Genomic DNA, 14,404 nt, shown 5'->3' with positions numbered 1-14,404 from the left:
TGCTTCGGTCTCCTCGGACTGGGTGGACCCCAAAGTTGCGGTGCCCGCCCGGAGGGTTACCGGGAGGGACTGTGTGCGATTCACTCCCGGGCACGGGTATGACGGCGGACACGCACGCAGCACCGAGACACTACTCGGTGCTGCGTGAGCCCGGCGTTCGAGGTCGTACCGACTTTCGTCGGGATTCCCGGCCCGCCCAGGAGGTGCCTCGGGGCTTACTTCTTGCCGTGCTCCAGCGGCGGCGCCACCTGCGCGGTGGTCTGCGGCTCGTCGTCCTTGATGCCGGAGCTCGACTCGATGATCGACGGCTCCTCGGCGGGGGTCTCCACGTCGTCGGCGGAGTCCTCCTCGGTCTCGACGACCGGCTCGACCTTCTCGCGGACCGCCAGCCGCAGCCAGGTGGTGACGACGCCCGGGGCGATCTCGATGTCGATCGTGTTGTCACCCGAGGTGTCGGCGACGGTGCCGTAGAGACCCGAGGTGGTCATCACGCGGTCACCGGGCGCCAGGCTGCTCTGCAGATCCTGCTGCGCGGCCTGCTGCTTCTTCTGCTTTCGCGTGCTCATCACCAGCGGCACGGCGAGGACGAGCACGAGCAGCAGGGGCAGCAATAGCTGTTGCATGATTCTCCGTTCGACGGACACCGGGCCCAGCCGAAATGTCCGGTTTTTGGGTATGTGCTCCTGTCAAGTGTGCCAGGTACCAGCGCGGACGCCGACACCCACCCGCCGGTACCGGCCGCTCAGTCCTGCTCGAAGAGCGTCGGCCCGCCCTGGTCCGGGCGCCCTGGGAGATCGGCGGGCGGCACCATGCCGAGGTGTTCCCAGGCGGTCGCCGTGGCGACCCGGCCACGCGGGGTGCGGGCGAGCATACCGGCGCGGACGAGGTAGGGCTCACACACCTCTTCCACGGTGGTCGCCTCCTCCCCCACGGCGACCGCCAGCGTCGAGATACCCACCGGCCCGCCACCGAAGGACCTGGTCAGCGCCGTGAGCACCGCCCGGTCGAGCCGGTCCAGGCCCAGCTCGTCGACGTCGTAGACGGCCAGCGCGGCACGGGCGATGTCGCGGGTCACCTTGCCGTCGGCGCGGACCTCGGCGTAGTCGCGGACGCGCCGCAGCAGCCGGTTCGCGATCCGGGGCGTGCCCCGCGAGCGGCCGGCGATCTCGGCGCAGCCGTCGCGGTCGATCGGGATGTCGAGGATCGTCGCGGCCCGGCGGACGACCAGCTCCAGCTCGGCGTCGGTGTAGAACTCCATCTGGCCGGTGAAGCCGAACCGGTCGCGCAGCGGGCCGGTCAGCGAGCCGGACCGGGTGGTGGCCCCGACCAGCGTGAACGGGGCGATTTCCAGCGGGATGCTGGTCGCGCCCGGGCCCTTGCCGACCACGACGTCGACCCGGAAGTCCTCCATCGCCAGGTAGAGCATCTCCTCGGCGGGGCGGGCGATCCGGTGGATCTCGTCGATGAACAGGACGTCGCCCGGGGCCAGGTTGGACAGCATCGCGGCGAGGTCGCCGGCGCGTTCCAGGGCCGGGCCCGACGTGATCCGGATGGCCGCGCCCAGCTCGGCCGCGACGATCATCGCCATCGACGTCTTGCCCAGCCCGGGCGGGCCGGACAGCAGGACGTGGTCGGGCGGCACGCCGCGCCGCCGCGCGCTCTCCAGGACCAGTTCCAGCTGCTCGCGCACGCGTGGCTGGCCGACGAACTCGTCGAGCTTGCGCGGCCGCAGGGTGCCTTCGACGTTCTCCTCGCCGGTCTGGGCCCACGCCGAGAGGGCGTCGTCCTCTTCGTCGCTCACGGCCTCATACTCCACGTCCGCGCCTACCGCTTCCGGCCGAGGGTGGCCAGTGCGGCGCGCAGCACGCTGGACGTCGTGTGGCCGTCGCCGTCGGCGAGCACCTTGTCGACGGCCTGCTCGGCCTGCTTGGCCGGGAACCCGAGCCCGGCCAGCGCCTCGACGACCTCCGTGCGCAGGGCGCCGGGGGCGGTGACCGCGGGGGCGTCGCCGGTGCCGCCGAGCGCGGTGACCTTGTCGCGCAGCTCGAGGGTGAGCCGTTCGGCGCCCTTGCGGCCGATGCCGGGCACCGAGGTGAGCACGGTGATGTTGCCTTCCACCAGCGCGGCCCGCAGCTTGCCGGGGTCGAGCACGGCGAGGGTGGCCAGCGCGAGCCGCGGGCCGATCCCGGACACCGTTTGCAGCAGCCCGAACAGCTCCCGCGCGTCGGCGTCGGCGAAGCCGAACAGCGTCAGGGAGTCCTCGCGCACGACCAGCGCGGTGTGCAGCCGGGCCTCCTCGCCGCGGCGCAGGGTGGCGAGGGTGGCCGGGGTGGCCTGCACGGCGAAGCCGACCCCGCCGACCTCGACCACGACGTGGTCCAGGGCGACCGAAAGGACTTCTCCGCGTACCGACGAGATCATCGTGCTGCTCCCGGGTTCTTGACTTGCTTCGCCTGTTTCGCCGCCGCGGCGAGGCGGGCCTTGTGCGTGCGGGCCATCTCGGCCGCGCGGGCTTCGGCCTCGGCGAGGCGGGCCCGCATCGGCTCCCGCCAGAGGTGGCAGATGGCGAGCGCGAGCGCGTCGGCGGCGTCGGCGGGCTTCGGCGCGACTTCGAGATTGAGCAGGCGCATCACCATGGCGGTGACCTGCGCCTTGTCCGCCCGGCCCGAGCCGCTCACGGCCGCCTTGACCTCACTCGGCGTGTGGAACACGACCGGGAGGCCGCGACGCGCGGCGGCCAGCGCGACCACGCCGCCCGCCTGCGCGGTGCCCATCGCGGTCCGGACGTTGTGCTGCGCGAAGACCCGCTCGACCGCGACGGCCGCCGGCTTGTACTTGTCCATCCACCGCTCGACCTCGTCGGAGACGGCGAGCAGCCGGTGCGCCAGATCGGCGTCGGCCGGCGTCCGCACGACGTCCACGGCGACGCAGCGGACGGCCCGGCCCTTGCCGCCGTCGACCACCCCCAGGCCGCACCTGGTCAGACCGGGGTCGACCCCGAGCACGCGCACCCGCATTCCTTTCCGCCGCGAACACCAGTTCGAGCTGCAGGCTACTGGCCGCGTCTGCGGCAGGATGGGTGACATGCCGGAGCCATCGGATTTCGTCACCCACCTGGGCCTGCAGCCGTTGCCCGTCGAAGGCGGGCAGTGGGCGCAGAGCTGGCGCTCGGAGACCGGCTCGGCGATCTACTACCTGCTCGTCGCCCCCGAGTTCTCCGCACCGCACCGCCTCGACCGCGTCGAGATCTACGCGCACCACGCGGGCGCGCCGGCCGCGATGCTGCTGCTGCACCCGGACGGCTCGGTCGAGCGGCCGGTGCTCGGCACCGACGTCGCGGCCGGGGAACGTCCCCAGGTCGTCGTGCCCGCCGGGACCTGGCAGGCGACCGTCACGCAGGGGGCGTGGAGCCTGCTGGGAACCGTCGTCGTGCCGCCCTACACGGACGGCTGCGTGGAGTTCGCGGCCGCGGCAGACCTGGCGCTGGAGTACCCGGAAGCAGCCGCCGACCTGCGGAAGTTCTAGGGGCCGTCGACGCCCGGGGTCCAGCTCTCCGGGCGGCCGCTGCCGGTGAGCACCAGCTGCCACTCGGCGAAGCCCTCGGGGGCGTCGGGGTGCCACGGGAACTTGCCTTCCGGCGTCGCGACGATCAGCTGCAGCGCCGGGAAGTCGCCGTCCGGGTAGATGAGGAACGCCGTGCCGAAGTACTGCGGGTAGTGCCCCTTGTCGACGCGCTCGAGGACCACCGGGACGCCGTCGAAGAAGTCGTCGTAGCGCTTGCCGACCTCGAAGATCTCGCCGTTGGCCGCGCGGTCGACGTAGGCGTCGAGCAGCACCTGGCCCATCTGGCCGGGCAGCCCGACCACGACGGCTTCCGGCACGTGGTGCAGCGCCCACGCGCAGGCGGTGAAGCAGTAGCCGGCGCCTTCTTCGTCCGCGGCGACGTTGATGACCGCGTTGCCGCGTTCCTTCGCCTGCCCCTCGATCCATTCGATCAGGCGCAGTTCTTCCGCGGACAGTTCGGCGGCGATGTCGGCGGAAGCGGCGGGGGTCGTCGAGGTCACGGCGAACATTCTGCCTGACGAGCCCGCCGGAGCCCAGTGCCCGGGCCGGAAAGTTTCCGGCCCGGGCGGGAAATCCTTGCGCGACAAGGAAAAACTCAGCCGACTTCGGCGAGCACCTCGTCCGAGACATCGAAGTTGGCGTAGACGTTCTGGACGTCGTCGCAGTCTTCGAGGGCGTCGATCAGCTTGAAGACCTTCTTCGCGCCGTCCGCGTCGAGGGGCACGCTCACCGTCGGGAGGAAGGTGAGCTCCGCCGACTCGTACTCGAACCCGGCCTCCTGGAGCGCCTTGCGCACCGGCACCAGGTCACCGCCCTCGCAGACGATTTCGAAGCTCTCGTCGAGGTCGTTGACCTCTTCGGCGCCGGCGTCGAGCACCGCCATGAGGACGTCGTCCTCGGTGGCGTCGCCCTTCGGCATGATCACCACGCCCTTGCGGTTGAACATGTAGGCGACCGACCCCGGGTCGGCGAGGGAGCCGTTGTTGCGCGTGAGCGCGGTGCGGACCTCCATCGCGGCGCGGTTCTTGTTGTCGGTGAGGCATTCGATCAGCACGGCCACGCCGTTCGGGCCGTAGCCTTCGTAGGTGATGGTCTGCCAGTCGGCGCCACCGGCCTCTTCGCCGGCGCCGCGCTTGCGGGCACGCTCGATGTTGTCCTGCGGGACCGAGTTCTTCTTCGCCTTCTGGATGGCGTCGTAGAGCGTGGGGTTGCCATCCGGGTCGCCACCACCGGTGCCCGTGCGGGCGGCCACCTCGATGTTCTTGATCAACCGCGCGAAGAGCTTGCCGCGCTTCGCGTCGAGGTTGGCCTTCTTGTGCTTCGTGGTGGCCCACTTGGAGTGGCCGCTCATCTCTCCTCCATCTGTTCCGTACCCCGGCCGGGCACCGCGTCTCAGGCAGCCTTTCGCACGAGGTCGACGAACAGCCGGTGCACCCGCACGTCGGGCGTCAGTTCCGGGTGGAACGCGGTCGCCAGCACCGCCCCTTGCCGGACCGCGACGATCCTAGCGGTCTCCTCGTCGACGCCGGGCACGCCGCTGACCGTGGCCAGCACGTCGACGCCGTCACCGGCCTTCTCGACCCACGGGGCCCGGATGAACACCGCGTGCACCGGCGGGGTTTCTATGCCGGCGAAGTCGAGGTCGGCCTCGAAGGAGTCGACCTGCCTGCCGAAGGCGTTGCGCCGGACGACGACGTCGAGCCCGCCGAGCTGCTGCTGGTCGGGGCGTCCGTCGAGGGTCTGCCGCGCCAGCAGGATCATCCCGGCGCACGAGCCGAACGCGGGCAGCCCCTCGGCGATCCGCGCCCGCAGCGGCTCGAGCAGCTCGAAGCTCTCCAGCAGCCGCGACATCGCGGTCGACTCGCCACCGGGCAGCACCAGACCGTCCACTTCGGACAGCTCGGCGGCGCGGCGCACGGGCTTGGCCCGCGCGCCCGCTTCGGCCAGCATCGCGACGTGCTCCCGCACGGCGCCCTGCATGGCGAGCACACCGATCACCGGCTCCGACGACAACCCGACCTCCCGAAAGACCTTCCCACCAGCCTAGACGCCAAGGCCCGGCGGCTTCCCGGCAGGTCAGCCCCGGTGCCGCCCGCTTCGACGTAGTGAATGACTCATTCCGGTCGTCCGGCGACAGGAATGAGTCATTCATGTCGTCCGGGCGCCCCCGTCGCAGCCGAGCCCGCCGTCACGGCACCCCGGCCAGGCGCAGCAAGGCCGCGGTGGCCGCGGCCGCGACCACCACCAGGACGAACGGCGCCTTCCGCCACGCGAGCACCCCGGCGACCAGCACCCCGGCCGGCCGGGCGAAGCCCGCGAAGCCGTGCCCCTCCGTCAGCGCGCTGACCGCGACCAGCGCCGCCAGCAGCACCACCGCCGCCAGCGCCATCAGCCGCTCCGCCTTCGGCGACAGTTTCACCCGGCTGCGCAGCACCGGGCCGGCGAACCGGAACGCGAACGTCCCCAGCGCCAGCACCGCCGTGCCGATCAGCAGTTCCATCCCGTCCATCAGCACGCCTCCTGCAGCTCGGGCTCCTTCGCCGCGACGCCGACGACGACACCCGCCAGGGCGAGCAGCACCGGCAGCCCGGCCGGCAGGAACGGCGTGGCGGCCAGCGCCACCACCACTCCGGTCAGCACCGGCAGCCGCGCCGCGCGGTCCTTCAGTGACGGCAGCACCAGCGCCAGCAGCACCGCCGGGAAGGCCGCGTCCAGGCCGAAGACGTCCGTGTCGCTGATCGCCGTCCCGGCGAACGCGCCGGCGACCACGCCGAGGTTCCAGCAGGCGAACAGGCCGATCCCGCAGGCCCAGTACGCCGCGCGGCGGCGGTGCGCCTCGCGCTGGGCCAGGGCGAACGCGACCGATTCGTCGATCATCAGGTGGCTGCCGGCCAGCCGGGACGGCCACCGCTTGCCCAGGACGTCGCCGATCGCGAAGCCGAACGGCAGGTGCCGCGCGTTGGCCAGCAGCCCGGCGAGCACGGCCGCGAACGGGTTGCCGCCGGCGGCCACGATGCCGACGAACATGAACTGCGACGCTCCGGCGAAGACCAGCAGCGACATCAGCATCGGCAGCCACAGCGGGAAGCCCGAGCTCACCGCGATGGCGCCGTAGGAGACCCCCACGAGACAATCGGCGAGACAGACCAGGCCGATGTCACGGGCGAGGCCTCGATCGAGTGTTCGCCATATCGAACGCATGTGTTCTATAGTGAACGGCAGGCCGCGTGTTCGTCAAGCCGAACAAACAGACCGATGGAGCGAACGGAATGTCGCAGGAGACGACCGGAGCGCCGCTGGAGATCATCGCGGCATCGCTGCGCCGCGAGCGCACCCGCGCGGGGCTGTCCCTGACCGAGGTGGCGCGTCGCGCCGGCCTGGCCAAGTCGACGCTGTCGCAGCTCGAGTCCGGCACGGGCAACCCGAGCGTCGAGACGCTGTGGGCGCTCGGCGTCGCCCTGGACGTCCCGTTCTCCCGCCTGGTCGAGCCGGAACGGCCGAAGGTCCGCGTGGTGCGCGCCGGCAAGGGCCCCACGGTGTTCGCCGAGCACTCCGACTACGCGTGCACGCTGCTGTCGGCCTGCCCCACCGGCGCCCGCCGGGACATCTACGTCGTCCGCGGCGAGCCGGGCACGCCCCGGCGCTCCGACCCGCACATGACCGGCGTGGTCGAGCACATCGTGCTCTGCGCGGGCCGGGCACGCGTCGGCGTCATGGACGACCCGGAGGAACTGCTCCCCGGCGACTACATCTCCTACCCCGGCGACGTCCCCCACATCTTCGAGGCCCTCGAGCCGGGCACCTACGGCGTCGAGATCTCCGAGTACGTCTGAGTCCCCGGCGAGGAGAAATCACCGACCGGACGTCGAGCCGGAAATCGGGAAACCCGGCCGGGTCCCGTATTTTCCCGCGCGTAACGCGCCACCGTCCCGGTGCGACTCACGATGATCCGACGCCGGGAGGAAACATGGCGAAACGTCTGGTGATCTGCTGCGACGGCACCTGGAACAAACTCGGCCAGCCGAATCCCACGAACGTGACGAAGGTCAAGGAAGCCGTCGCCGCAACGGACTCCGCCGGTACTTCCCAGATCGCCTTCCACGGCGATGGCGTCGGCACCGGGACGAGCCTGTGGGACCACTTCACCGGTGGCGCTTTCGGCCTGGGACTCTCGGCCAAGGTGCGGGATGCCTACGAGTTCGTCGTCAAGAACTACGAGCCCGGCGACGAACTGTTCTTCTTCGGCTTCAGCCGCGGCGCGTTCACCGCACGCAGCACCGTGGGCTTCATCCGGAACTGCGGCGTCCTGCGCCCCGAGAACGCGGGCCTCATCAAAGAGGCCTACCGGCTTTATCGCGACCGGGACACCTCGACCACCGGCCCGGAGAGCCCGAAGGCCCGGGAATTCCGCGAGAAGTACGCCCACGAAGACCGGACGCCCATCCGGTTCATCGGGGTCTGGGACACCGTCGGCGCACTGGGCATCCCTCTCAGCGGCGGCCGCCTGCTCAACCTGCTGAACCGGCGCTGGCAGTTCCACGACACGCAACTGTCTTCGATCGTGCAGTCGGCCTTCCAGGCCCTGGCCGTGGACGAGCACCGCACGTCTTTCAAACCGGCGGTCTGGGAGTCGTCGCAGGCCGGCCAGGAGCGTGAACAAGTCTGGTTCGCCGGGGACCACTCCGATGTCGGCGGCGGGCACGCGGTGTCCGACCTTTCGGACCTCGCCCTGCGCTGGATGACCGACCGGGCGCACCACTGCGGCCTCGCCTTCGAGCCGGACGTCTTCGCCGGCTTGTACCCCGGCAACCCCCTCGGCGCACTGCACGATTCGCTCAACGGGTTCTTCCGGTTGTTCGGCCGGGTGGTTCGCAGCATCGGCACGGTGGACCCGCAGTCCGAGTTCGCCGCGTCCACCGCCGTGTGCCGCCACGAGCACCAGCCGCCGCCGTATCGGCCCGACAACCTCGTCGCCTACCTCGCGGCGCACCACACCATGACGGTGTAGACCGCGTCCCAGCGCAGGAGAGAGGCCCCGTGAACCGGCGTTCACGGGGCCTCTCTCGTGCGATCGGAGGTGGCGTTACCAGCCGCGCTCGGCCAGCCGGTGCGGCTCCGGGACGTCTTCGACGTTGATGCCGACCATGGCCTCGCCCAGGCCGCGCGAGACCTTCGCGAGCACGTCCGGGTCGTCGTGGAACGTCGTCGCCTTGACGATCGCCGCGGCGCGCTGGGCCGGGTTGCCGGACTTGAAGATGCCCGAGCCGACGAACACGCCTTCGGCGCCGAGCTGCATCATCATCGCCGCGTCGGCCGGGGTCGCGATGCCGCCCGCGGTGAACAGCACCACCGGCAGCTTGCCCGCCTCGGCCACTTCGCGGACCAGCTCGTACGGCGCCTGCAGCTCCTTCGCCGCGACGAACAGCTCGTCCTCGGGCAGCGACTGCAGCCGCCGGATCTCGCCGCGGATCTTCCGCATGTGGGTGGTGGCGTTGGAGACGTCGCCGGTGCCCGCCTCGCCCTTGGAGCGGATCATCGCCGCGCCCTCGGTGATCCGGCGCAGCGCCTCGCCGAGGTTGGTCGCCCCGCAGACGAAGGGCACGGTGAACGCCCACTTGTCGATGTGGTTGGCGTAGTCGGCCGGCGTGAGCACCTCGGACTCGTCGACGTAGTCGACGCCGAGGGACTGCAGGACCTGCGCCTCGACGAAGTGGCCGATGCGGGCCTTCGCCATCACCGGGATCGAGACGGCCTCGATGATGCCGTCGATCAGGTCGGGGTCGCTCATCCGCGCGACGCCGCCCTGGGCGCGGATGTCGGCGGGCACGCGCTCCAGCGCCATCACCGCGACGGCGCCGGCGTCTTCGGCGATCTTGGCCTGCTCGGCGGTGACCACGTCCATGATCACGCCGCCCTTGAGCATCTCGGCCATGCCGCGCTTCACCTTGGCGGTGCCGGTGACGGACTGGACGGTGCCGCTGGTGGGAGTGGTCTGCTGCTCGGACACGACGGGGCCTTTCGACACGGATTCGGGGGTTACGTCCCCTCGAGCGTAAGTCGGCGGTGGACCCTTCAGGCAGGCCAGTACGCGGGTATCTCAGCAGTCCACTTCGCCGGTGCCCGCGACCAGGGCTTCCGCCAGCGGAGTGCGCGCATAGAGCACGTGACGTCCGGCACGGTGCCCGCTGACCAGGCCCGCAGCCTTGAGGATGCCGAGGTGCTGCGACACCGCCCCGGCGCTGAGCCGGGTCCGGCGGGCCAGTTCCGCGGTGGACGCCGGTGCGGCCAGTTCGGCCAGCAGCATGGCCCGGCCGCGGCCCACGACGGCGGCCAGCGCACCGGGCGCGGTGGCCGTGCCGGTCTCCCACAGCGTGGCGATCCCGCGCGGCGGGTAGCGCAGCACCGGCTGCCAGCGCGCGTCGGTCTTGGAGAACACCCGCGGCCAGACGAACGCGGACGGCACGAGCACGAGACCGCGCCCGTCCAGCGGCACCGCCGCGCGCAGGTGCCGGTGCGCCACCGTCAGCGTGCCGCTCTGCCAGCGGACCAGCGGCGTGAGGTCGTTGAACAGCTCGGCGGCCCCGCCGTGGGCCAGCAGCCGGGACCGGTGCAGCACGTCTGCCTCGAGCAGCGCGCGGATCCGGGGCCAGTCGGAGGCGAGCACGAGCTCCCAGTACCGCTCCATCAGCGTCGCGAGCCGCTCCAGCCCCGCCTCCGGGTCACGGTGGAAGCGGCTCAGCGCGGGTGAGCGCGGCCCGGACATCGCGTCCAGCTCGCGCCGGACGAGGCGGGCCGGCACGTCGCGCAGGTCGGCGAGCTCGTCGGCCAGCTCGGGCAGGGGCGTCGACGGCGTCCCGGCCAGGAAGCCGGGCAGGTGCCGCAGCGGGACGAGGTCGCGCAGGAGACCGATGTCGAGGCCGGCTTCGTCGAGCGCCGCGGTGGCGCGCTTGACCCACGGCAGGTGCAGGGCGTGCGCGCCCGGGGAGTTCAGGACGCGGACGCTCGCCACGATCTCCCACGCCGGGGAGAACGCGAACCGGGTGTGCGCCAGGTCCTCGGTGGAAAAAGCCAGGTCGAGCACGCGCTGCCTCTCTGCCTCTGGTCCGGCGCAGTCTAGGTCTATCCCATGTGGACAGTGGAGTGGGGTGAAGAAAGCCCTTGCGGGAACGCGAAAGTTCCTCGGGGGTCGTACTTCCGCGCGACGGCGCGTAGCCGTGGCAGGTTGACCCCGTAGTACGCCTCGGCCCAGTCCGGCATCTCCGGGTCGAGGTAGTTGACGTACCCGGTCGTGCCGAACTCCGGCCCCAGCCCGTCCCGGACCGTGGCGAGCGCGCGCCGGGCCCCGGCTTCGCCGCCGTCCGCCGGCGTGGCGCCGTGCAGGAACTGGAAGCTGGCCGGCGCCGTCCGGTGGGGGAACGCCGTTTCGCGCACGCCGACGCGGGCGATCGCGCCGCCGCCGGCGTCGATGAGCGTGCCGACGCCGGGCGCGCTGAGCAGTACCTCGACGACCGCGGCGGGGTCGGCGGCGGGCCGCGTCACCATGCGCGAGGTCCCGACGTACGCCGCTCGCGCCGCGACCGCACCGGGCCGGGACTCCTGGTCGTCGAACGACCGCATGGCGGCCAGGTGGTCCAGCACCCGCCCGTCCCGCTCGGCGGGCCGGGTGCCGACGCGGCGGACCAGGTCGTCGAGCAGCTCGTTCATCCGCGCTTCCGGCCCGAGGAAGCTGCCGCCGGCGTTCGAGGTGGTGGCGTCGAGGTTCAGCCCGGACCACAGCTCGTCCGGCATCGACGGCTGCCACTCCTGCCAGGCGGCGAACAGTGCCGTCTGGGTGCCCGCCGGGAATTTCAGCGTGAAGGTGGCCACGTCCGCGATCGGCACGGTCCGGAACGTGAAGCCGGTGACGATCCCGAAGTTGCCGCCGCCCCCGCCCCGCAGCGCCCAGAACAGGTCCGGTTCCGCCGCCCTCGACACCGTGCGCACGCGGGCGTCCGCCGTGACGATCCGCGCCGCCTCCAGGTGGTCGCAGGTCAGTCCGTACTTCCGGTCGAGCACGCCGACGCCGCCGCCGAGGACCAGCCCGGCGATGCCGACGGTGTCGCAGCTGCCCGCCGGCAGCACGCGCCCGGCCGCGGCGAGCGTCGTCGCGATCGGCCCGAGGCGGGCCCCGGCACCGATCACCGCGCGGCCGTCCGGACGCAGCTCGATCCCCGAAAACCGGCTCAGGTCCACCACGATCCCGCCGTCCACAGTGGAGTAGCCGGGGTAGCTGTGCCCGCCGCTGCGGGCGGCGACCGGCAGCCGGTGCCGGGCCGCGAAGCCGACCGCCGCCTGGACGTCTTCGACGCGCGCCGCCCCGACGACCGCGGCCGGCATCCGGTCGTCGTACATCGTGAAGTACGCCTGCTTGGCCTCCGGGTACTCCGGGTCGCCGGGCCGGAACAGCGGCCCGGAAAGCCGCCGCCGCAGCCGCTCCCAGTCGTCCGGCGGCGGCCACCCCGCCAGGCCCGCCACCGGGACCGCCCCGGACATCCGCAGGAACGTCCGCCTGTCCATCGCCATGTCCTCCCCCTGCCAAACTCCCCCCGGGGCCCCCAGGCATATGGCTGGTCCCGGGAGCGCTGCCTTGCCGTGACCAGGGTAGCGGGTGTGTGATCGAGGACACATTCCGTACATCATCCGTTCGCCGAGGAGTCGTCATGGCAGACAAACAAGCCAAGAACGCCGACACCGGGGCCGCCGTCGCTGTAAACGACCCCGCCAAGGTCCGCAACGTCGTGCTCGTCGGCCCGGCGGGCTCCGGGAAGACCACCCTGGCGGAGGCCCTGCTCGCCGCGTCCGGCACGGTGCCGCGCGCGGGCTCGGTGGTCGACGGGACGACGGTGTGCGACCACGATCCGGCGGCGGTCCGCCAGCAGCGTTCGGTGGGGCTTTCGGTCGCGCCCGTGCTGCACCAGGGCCACAAGATCAACCTGATCGACACGCCCGGGTACGCCGACTTCGTCGGGGAGCTGCGGGCCGGGCTGCGCGCGGCCGACGCCGCGCTGTTCGTCGTCAGCGCCTCCGAAGGCGTCGACGCGGCGACGGTCGCGGTGTGGGACGAGTGCGCCGCGGTCGGGATGCCCCGCGCGGTCGTCGTCTCCCGGCTCGACCACCACCGGGCCGACGCGACGGCCGAGATCGCCGCCTGCCAGTCCGCGTTCGGCGCCGGGGTGCTGCCGCTGTACCTCCCCGCGGGCGACGGCCTGGTCGGGCTGATCACCCAGCGGTACTTCGACTACTCCGGCGGCCACCCGCCGAAGGTCGGCGAGCCCGATCCGGCCGACCTGGAACGGATGGCCGAGGCCCGCAACGAGCTGATCGAAGGGATCATCGCCGAGAGCGAGGACGAGTCCCTGATGGACCGCTACCTCGCCGGCGAGGCGATCGCCGAGGAAACCCTGATCGCCGACCTCGAAACCGCCGTGGCGCGCGGCTCCTTCCACCCCGTCATCCCGGTGTGCTCGACCAGCGGGATCGGCCTGGCCGAAGTGCTCGACGGGATCGTCCGCGCGTTCCCGTCCCCGCTGGAGCACCGGCCACCCGACGTCACGACGCCGGACGGCGGCGAGCACGCCGCGATCACCGCCGACCCCGCGGGCCCCCTCGCCGCGGAGGTCGTCCGGACGGCGGTGGACTCCTACGTCGGCCGGGTGTCACTCGTCCGGGTGTTCTCCGGGACGCTGCGCCCCGAACGCCCGGTGCACGTGTCCGGGCACGGCCTCGCCGAACGCGGCCACGAGGACCACGACGCCGACGAGCGCGTCGCGCACCTCTACTCGCCGCTGGGCGCGAACCTGCGCGAGGTGCCCTACTGCGTCGCGGGCGACCTCTGCGCGCTGACGAAGGTGGGCTCGGCGGAAACCGGCGACACCGTCTCCTCCCCCGACGACCCGCTGCTGATGGAGCCGTGGGCGATGCCGGAACCGCTGCTGCCGGTGGCGGTGGTCGCGAAGACCCGCAGCGACGAGGACACCCTGGCCCGCAACCTCTCCCGCCTGGTCGCGGGCGACCCGACGCTGCGGCTGGACCGCAACGCCGAGACCAACCAGCTGGTGCTGTGGTGCATGGGTGAGGCGCACGCCGACGTCGTGCTGTCCCGGCTGCGGGCCGGCGGCGCGGACGTCGACACCGAACCGGTGAAGATCAGCCTGCGCTCGACGTTCGCCAAGCCGGCCAAGGGACACGGGCGGCACGTCAAGCAGTCCGGCGGGCACGGCCAGTTCGCCGTCTGCGACATCGAGGTCGAGCCGCTGCCGCGCGGCGGCGGGTTCGAGTTCGTGGACAAGGTGGTCGGCGGCGCGGTGCCGCACCAGTTCATCCCGAGCGTCGAGAAGGGCGTGCGGGCCCAGCTGCAGCGCGGGCTGGCCGACGGGCACCCGGTCGTCGACGTCAGGGTGACCCTGGTCGACGGCAAGGCGCACAGCGTCGACTCCTCCGACGCGGCGTTCCAGACGGCGGGCGCGCTGGCCCTGCGGGAGGCCGCGGCGAACGGCCACATCACGATGCTGGAACCCCTGGAGGAAGTGGCGATCCGCCTGCCGGACGAACACCTCGGCACGGTGCTCGGCGACCTGTCGTCCCGGCGGGGCCGGGTCCTCGGCACCGAAGCGGGCGAAGGCGGGCGGACGGTGATCCGGGCGGAGGTCCCGGCGACCGAGCTGGTCCGGTACCTCATCGACCTCCGGTCGATGACGTCGGGCACGGCGACGTTCACCCGCCGCCACGCCCGCTTCGAACCGATGCCGGAGGGAATGGCGGTCCACTAGCCGCCGCGAAACGGTCGGCTTGCGTACCCGGA

16 protein-coding genes are annotated in these 14,404 nt (G+C 72.1%); 4 read left to right on the top strand and 12 right to left on the bottom strand.

The features are described 5' to 3' along the window. Window positions 1-215: 215 nt before the first annotated feature. From yajC to ruvC, 4 genes are all read right to left on the bottom strand, one after another. On the bottom strand, window positions 216-623 hold the full coding sequence (gene yajC / locus CF165_RS06225; RefSeq protein ID WP_205660783.1) for a preprotein translocase subunit YajC: 408 nt from the start codon (window positions 621-623) through the stop codon (window positions 216-218). 119 nt (window positions 624-742) lie between these two features. After that, entirely contained in the window at window positions 743-1,816 is a 1,074-nt protein-coding gene (gene ruvB, locus CF165_RS06220) for a Holliday junction branch migration DNA helicase RuvB (protein WP_093946450.1), read from the bottom strand. Between the two features lie 8 nt (window positions 1,817-1,824). Next, window positions 1,825-2,421 carry a Holliday junction branch migration protein RuvA gene (gene ruvA / locus CF165_RS06215; RefSeq protein ID WP_093946449.1) on the bottom strand — a complete coding sequence of 199 codons (597 nt, stop codon included), beginning with the start codon at window positions 2,419-2,421 and terminating at the stop codon, window positions 1,825-1,827. Next, the gene (gene ruvC / locus CF165_RS06210) at window positions 2,418-3,011 is read right to left on the bottom strand and encodes a crossover junction endodeoxyribonuclease RuvC (RefSeq protein WP_167441372.1); all 594 of its coding nucleotides are present in this window, start codon (window positions 3,009-3,011) and stop codon (window positions 2,418-2,420) included. Before ruvC ends, ruvA begins: the two co-directional genes overlap by 4 nt. A gap of 73 nt (window positions 3,012-3,084) precedes the next feature. Here ruvC and CF165_RS06205 point away from each other — a divergent pair, with 73 nt between their 5' ends. Further along, on the top strand, window positions 3,085-3,525 hold the full coding sequence (locus CF165_RS06205; protein WP_093946447.1) for a cupin domain-containing protein: 441 nt from the start codon (window positions 3,085-3,087) through the stop codon (window positions 3,523-3,525). Here CF165_RS06205 and CF165_RS06200 read toward each other — a convergent pair. From CF165_RS06200 to CF165_RS06180, 5 genes are all read right to left on the bottom strand, one after another. After that, on the bottom strand, window positions 3,522-4,073 hold the full coding sequence (locus tag CF165_RS06200; RefSeq protein ID WP_167441371.1) for a DUF4262 domain-containing protein: 552 nt from the start codon (window positions 4,071-4,073) through the stop codon (window positions 3,522-3,524). The genes CF165_RS06205 and CF165_RS06200 overlap by 4 nt on opposite strands. A gap of 86 nt (window positions 4,074-4,159) precedes the next feature. Beyond that, entirely contained in the window at window positions 4,160-4,915 is a 756-nt protein-coding gene (locus CF165_RS06195) for a YebC/PmpR family DNA-binding transcriptional regulator (protein WP_093946446.1), read from the bottom strand. A gap of 41 nt (window positions 4,916-4,956) precedes the next feature. Beyond that, window positions 4,957-5,577 carry a pyridoxal 5'-phosphate synthase glutaminase subunit PdxT gene (gene pdxT / locus CF165_RS06190; protein ID WP_093946445.1) on the bottom strand — a complete coding sequence of 207 codons (621 nt, stop codon included), beginning with the start codon at window positions 5,575-5,577 and terminating at the stop codon, window positions 4,957-4,959. Window positions 5,578-5,752: 175 nt separating this feature from the next. Beyond that, the gene (locus tag CF165_RS06185) at window positions 5,753-6,073 is read right to left on the bottom strand and encodes an AzlD domain-containing protein (RefSeq protein ID WP_093946624.1); all 321 of its coding nucleotides are present in this window, start codon (window positions 6,071-6,073) and stop codon (window positions 5,753-5,755) included. Continuing rightward, a complete protein-coding gene (locus CF165_RS06180; protein WP_143268459.1) occupies window positions 6,073-6,765 on the bottom strand; it encodes an AzlC family ABC transporter permease in 693 nt (230 codons plus the stop codon). Before CF165_RS06180 ends, CF165_RS06185 begins: the two co-directional genes overlap by 1 nt. 68 nt (window positions 6,766-6,833) lie before the next feature. On the opposite strand from CF165_RS06180, the gene CF165_RS06175 reads away from it, so the two are divergent. Together CF165_RS06175 and CF165_RS06170 are read left to right on the top strand one after the other, a co-directional pair. Further along, a complete protein-coding gene (locus CF165_RS06175) occupies window positions 6,834-7,397 on the top strand; it encodes a helix-turn-helix domain-containing protein (RefSeq protein WP_167441370.1) in 564 nt (187 codons plus the stop codon). Window positions 7,398-7,531: 134 nt separating this feature from the next. Beyond that, window positions 7,532-8,572 carry a T6SS phospholipase effector Tle1-like catalytic domain-containing protein gene (locus tag CF165_RS06170; protein WP_093946443.1) on the top strand — a complete coding sequence of 347 codons (1,041 nt, stop codon included), beginning with the start codon at window positions 7,532-7,534 and terminating at the stop codon, window positions 8,570-8,572. A 75-nt stretch (window positions 8,573-8,647) separates the two neighbouring features. Here CF165_RS06170 and pdxS read toward each other — a convergent pair whose 3' ends face one another. The 3 genes from pdxS to CF165_RS06155 form a co-directional block, all read right to left on the bottom strand. Beyond that, window positions 8,648-9,571: a pyridoxal 5'-phosphate synthase lyase subunit PdxS gene (pdxS, locus tag CF165_RS06165; protein ID WP_205660782.1), complete on the bottom strand. Its 924-nt coding sequence runs from the start codon at window positions 9,569-9,571 to the stop codon at window positions 8,648-8,650. Between the two features lie 90 nt (window positions 9,572-9,661). Next, a complete protein-coding gene (locus CF165_RS06160; protein WP_093946441.1) occupies window positions 9,662-10,645 on the bottom strand; it encodes an ArsR/SmtB family transcription factor in 984 nt (327 codons plus the stop codon). 38 nt (window positions 10,646-10,683) lie between these two features. Then, window positions 10,684-12,120 (bottom strand): FAD-binding oxidoreductase, encoded by a 1,437-nt coding sequence (locus CF165_RS06155; protein WP_093946440.1) that lies wholly within the window; start codon window positions 12,118-12,120, stop codon window positions 10,684-10,686. Window positions 12,121-12,263: 143 nt separating this feature from the next. Here CF165_RS06155 and CF165_RS06150 point away from each other — a divergent pair, with 143 nt between their 5' ends. Beyond that, window positions 12,264-14,372: an elongation factor G-like protein EF-G2 gene (locus CF165_RS06150; RefSeq protein ID WP_093946439.1), complete on the top strand. Its 2,109-nt coding sequence runs from the start codon at window positions 12,264-12,266 to the stop codon at window positions 14,370-14,372. The last annotated feature ends 32 nt before the right edge of the window (window positions 14,373-14,404 follow it).

Origin of the sequence: Amycolatopsis vastitatis (genome assembly GCF_002234595.1) — a bacterium.
GTDB classification, from domain to species: domain Bacteria; phylum Actinomycetota; class Actinomycetes; order Mycobacteriales; family Pseudonocardiaceae; genus Amycolatopsis; species Amycolatopsis vastitatis.
Note: the sequence above shows the minus strand (reverse complement) of the source record. Positions and strands in the feature narration are given on the sequence as shown.

Coding starts and splice junctions, on each gene's coding strand:
- yajC (WP_205660783.1), bottom strand. CDS start 623: ATGCAACAGCTATTGCTGCCCCTGCTGCTCGTGCTCGTCCTCGCCGTG.
- ruvA (WP_093946449.1), bottom strand. CDS start 2,421: ATGATCTCGTCGGTACGCGGAGAAGTCCTTTCGGTCGCCCTGGACCAC.
- CF165_RS06205 (WP_093946447.1), top strand. CDS start 3,085: ATGCCGGAGCCATCGGATTTCGTCACCCACCTGGGCCTGCAGCCGTTG.
- CF165_RS06200 (WP_167441371.1), bottom strand. CDS start 4,073: ATGTTCGCCGTGACCTCGACGACCCCCGCCGCTTCCGCCGACATCGCC.
- CF165_RS06195 (WP_093946446.1), bottom strand. CDS start 4,915: ATGAGCGGCCACTCCAAGTGGGCCACCACGAAGCACAAGAAGGCCAAC.
- CF165_RS06185 (WP_093946624.1), bottom strand. CDS start 6,073: ATGGACGGGATGGAACTGCTGATCGGCACGGCGGTGCTGGCGCTGGGG.
- CF165_RS06180 (WP_143268459.1), bottom strand. CDS start 6,765: ATGCGTTCGATATGGCGAACACTCGATCGAGGCCTCGCCCGTGACATC.
- CF165_RS06175 (WP_167441370.1), top strand. CDS start 6,834: ATGTCGCAGGAGACGACCGGAGCGCCGCTGGAGATCATCGCGGCATCG.
- CF165_RS06170 (WP_093946443.1), top strand. CDS start 7,532: ATGGCGAAACGTCTGGTGATCTGCTGCGACGGCACCTGGAACAAACTC.
- CF165_RS06155 (WP_093946440.1), bottom strand. CDS start 12,120: ATGGACAGGCGGACGTTCCTGCGGATGTCCGGGGCGGTCCCGGTGGCG.
- CF165_RS06150 (WP_093946439.1), top strand. CDS start 12,264: ATGGCAGACAAACAAGCCAAGAACGCCGACACCGGGGCCGCCGTCGCT.